This window comes from Bacillus sp. SM2101, from assembly GCF_018588585.1.
Lineage (GTDB): Bacteria > Bacillota > Bacilli > Bacillales > SM2101 > Nanhaiella > Nanhaiella sioensis.
Genome location: NZ_JAEUFG010000073.1, coordinates 1 through 3488, shown reverse-complemented (window position 1 = coordinate 3488; position 3488 = coordinate 1). Strand labels below are relative to the sequence as shown.

5 protein-coding genes are annotated in these 3488 nt (G+C 32.7%); 2 read left to right on the top strand and 3 right to left on the bottom strand.

Features of this window, described 5'->3' with window-relative positions; genetic code table 11:
• Positions 1–322: YncE family protein (locus tag JM172_RS24100; RefSeq protein ID WP_214484927.1), on the bottom strand; the 322-nt coding region annotated here is incomplete at its 3' end.
• Positions 323–477: 155 nt separating this feature from the next.
• Between JM172_RS24100 and JM172_RS24095 the strand changes: the two genes are divergently transcribed.
• The gene (locus JM172_RS24095) at positions 478–762 is read left to right on the top strand and encodes a hypothetical protein (RefSeq protein WP_214484926.1); all 285 of its coding nucleotides are present in this window, start codon (positions 478–480) and stop codon (positions 760–762) included.
• A gap of 23 nt (positions 763–785) precedes the next feature.
• On the opposite strand, the gene JM172_RS25325 is transcribed toward JM172_RS24095, so the two are convergent.
• Both JM172_RS25325 and JM172_RS24080 read right to left on the bottom strand, forming a co-directional pair.
• A complete protein-coding gene (locus tag JM172_RS25325) occupies positions 786–1418 on the bottom strand; it encodes a cytochrome D1 domain-containing protein (protein WP_352224154.1) in 633 nt (210 codons plus the stop codon).
• Entirely contained in the window at positions 1409–1717 is a 309-nt protein-coding gene (locus tag JM172_RS24080) for a YncE family protein (RefSeq protein ID WP_214484924.1), read from the bottom strand. The genes JM172_RS25325 and JM172_RS24080 overlap by 10 nt, the downstream gene beginning before the upstream one ends.
• A gap of 471 nt (positions 1718–2188) precedes the next feature.
• Between JM172_RS24080 and JM172_RS24075 the strand changes: the two genes are divergently transcribed.
• The coding region (locus tag JM172_RS24075) for an erythromycin esterase family protein (RefSeq protein WP_214484923.1) at positions 2189–3488 on the top strand (1300 nt) is incomplete at its 3' end.

The window sequence follows — 3488 nt, the reverse complement described above, 5'->3', positions numbered from 1 at the left end:
TGAGGCCAACCATAATAGTAGCAATGATGCTATGAGTTTTCACATCGATGACTGTAACAGTATTACCTTGTTCAGAGGCACTATTAATCACGTAAGCGAGTTTTCCATCAGGTGTGAAGGCGACATCAGATGGACCTTGCTCAATCAGAATAGTAGCAACCACTTTAAGAGTTTTCACATCAATAACTGAAACAATATCATCATCAAGATTTGTAACATAAGCCAGCTTACCATCTGGCGTGACAGAAACACCTGAAATGCCTGCTGGTAACAAAGTAACGATAACTCTATGAGTGCTCACATCAATAACAACAGTAGCCACCAAATCACCTCTTCAAAATTATTATTATTACCATAATATGAGGAGAGTTGTTGAACAATATTTAAAATTGGAATTTAGACTGATTACCATTAAAGATAATGAAGATTTTAGGAAACTCAAGAATTATTAAGTTTACTAAAAAGGTGGTTAGTAAGTTGAAAGCTTATCATGTTAGTGATTATGAAGGGTATGGTCATATTGTATTTGCGGAAACAAGAGGAAAGGCAGTAGCGAAATCTCTAGAATGGGATTTGTTTCCTCATAGCATGTTTACTGAGGTTTCAGCAACTAGAGCACCATATAAAAAGCAGAAGCAGAAAATTGAACGGTATGAAAAAGCTTTAGAATCAGTCGCATATAAGCAGTTTAGAGTTGAACCTAAAAGAGTAATAGTAAAAATGCAAAGTTTAGCAAGGGAAGCTTTAGTAAACACAAGGTAAGTTGTGTTCTACAACATAGAAGTCTATGTTGTAGATTCAACTACGTAAGCTAATTTCCCATCAGGAGTTAAAGTAACAGAACCTATAACACTTATATCAACAGGAACAGTAGCAATAACAGAGTGAGTTTTAATATCGATGACAGAAACTGATTCAGCGTTCAAATCCGTAACATAAGCAATTTTTCCATCAGGAGTAATATCAATATCACTTGCAATACCACTAACAAGGGTAGTGGCAATAACTGAATGAGTTTTTGTATCAATGACGGATACGGAGTCATCAAAGAAATTTGTTACATAAGCCAATTTTCCATCAGGAGTAAAAAGAACTTTGTCTGGATCCTCACCAACTTGAACTGTTGCTATCAGGCCATGCGTTTTCGTATCAATTACTGATACATTTCCAGGTTGTTGTGAATCCGTACTAATTAAAACATAAGCCAACTTTCCATCTGGAGTGAAGTTGATAAAAGATGGATTAGATCCGACTGTGACAGTAGCAACAACAGAATGAGTTTTTGTATCGATGATCGACACATTATTTTCATCTGAATTAACTATATAAACTAATTTTCCATCCGGGGTTATAGAGGATGATGATGGTTCATTCCCAACAATAACAGTAGCAATTACTGTATGAGTCTTTACATCAATGACGGAAACAGTGTTACCTGGACTACCAAAGTACCTTGGTTAGTCACATAAGCTAATTTTCCATCAGGAGTGATAAAGGTATTATTTGGAGACCCAACTGGTATAGTCGCAATAATTGAATTTGTTGTCGTTTCTATAACGGAGACGGTATTATCAAATGGATTTCCATCAGCTTCATTAGCAACATAAGCTAATTTTCCATCAGGTGTGATGGCTAAAGGTGAACTGCCTACAGATAAACCAACAGGTAATGACGCTATAACAGAATGAGTTTTCACATCAATAACAATAATAGCCAAGCAAAGCACCTCTTTTCAAAAAATCGTTACTCTAAAGATATGATGCAATTACTTCATTGATACAAAGATTAAAGATAAAAATGAAACGTTTATTTAACAATGAATTTTAGTAAACACAAGATAGATTGTGTTTGATAGGGGGATGTTCAGAAGATAAAAGAATGAGAGATTAAATGTATAATATGTTAAATTCACCTAATGATATTCAACAATATGGCGCACTTATTTAACAGTGCGTCTTGTTCTTGTATAGGGCCAATATTGTGGAATAACAAGTTGATTTGATTTATTAAATATATGGTCTGTAATGTAGAGGAATCTTTTATAACAAGGTATTCAAACAAAATACTTTAACAATAAAAATTGAAAATTCTCTATTGATAGAAAATGTATAAATATTTTGAAAAATAATGTAATATATTGTTGTAATGTATAAATATTACAATTTAAATAACATTGGAGATGTATTATATGAAATCATTAAAGAAGAATAAAGTTTACATATTTTTTTCTTCACTTCTACTAGTCATACTTATAGCTGGTTGTTCAAATCAACAAGTTTCTGAGGGCACAGAAAACAGTCAAAGGGTTACTAATGATGTAGAGCTAAAAACAGTTCAATATGATAAACCTGAACATATTAAATCTATCGAATTGGAAAGTTCGGACTATAGTGATCTGGAATTTTTAAAAGATATATTAAAAGACAAGAGAGTGGTTATGCTAGGGGAAAGCTCACATGGCGTTTCAGAATACAGTCTGATTAAAAGCAGGTTAATAAAGTTTTTACATGAGGAATTAGATTACAATATTGTGGCATTTGAAAGTGGATTAGCAGAGGTATATACAACTAATGAAATGCTGTTAGATATAAGGTCTGAACAAGCAATGAAAAATGCCTTACACCCAGTGTGGTTTACAGATCATAATATGTACTTGTTTAAATACATTAAAGAACAAAAAGCAACTAAGAACCCAATTAATATAGTAGGATTCGATATGCAACCACAACCGTACATAGATAAATATATAAATGATTATTTTAAGGATAGAAATACAGATTTTACAACAGACTTACAAGCTGTAGAACAAGAGTATTATCAGTATGTCCGCTCAATATGGGGAGCAGATTATCCAGATAATTGGCAACAAGAAAGTGAGTTATTAACTGAAAAATACAGTGATTTAGTGTACCAAATAGGTCAAGGGGAGTGGGCGAAATTGATAAATGAGGATGAAAAACAATTTTTCATAAAGATTTTTGAGCAAAGAATTAGGTCTATTACAGAAAAATATACTGAAGAAAATGTTATGGATCAAAATGGTAAAGGTGATTTAGAATCTCGAGATAGAATAATGGCTGATAATCTAGAGTGGTTATTAGAAGAAATATATCCAGATGAAAAGTTTATTGTATGGGCACATAATGGTCATATTATGAAAAATAGATCAACTATCAAAATGGATCCATATGAACCATATAAGAACATGGTAGAATATTTACCAGACGATATTAAAGAACAATCATATATAGTGGGACTCTATATGTACAGTGGAAAAAATGCAGCTAACAGTAGAGAAGTTTTTGATGTAAGTACTGAACATAAAACAAACTCAATAGAATTTCAACTTAATCAACCAGGATATCCTGTTTCATTTATTAATATTGATATAAGTGACGACGCTACAAATAAGTATTGGTGGAATGCTGAAGCAACAAGTCAGCTTTGGGGGGCAAATGAGGAAACATTTATCCCTAGCGAGCAATATG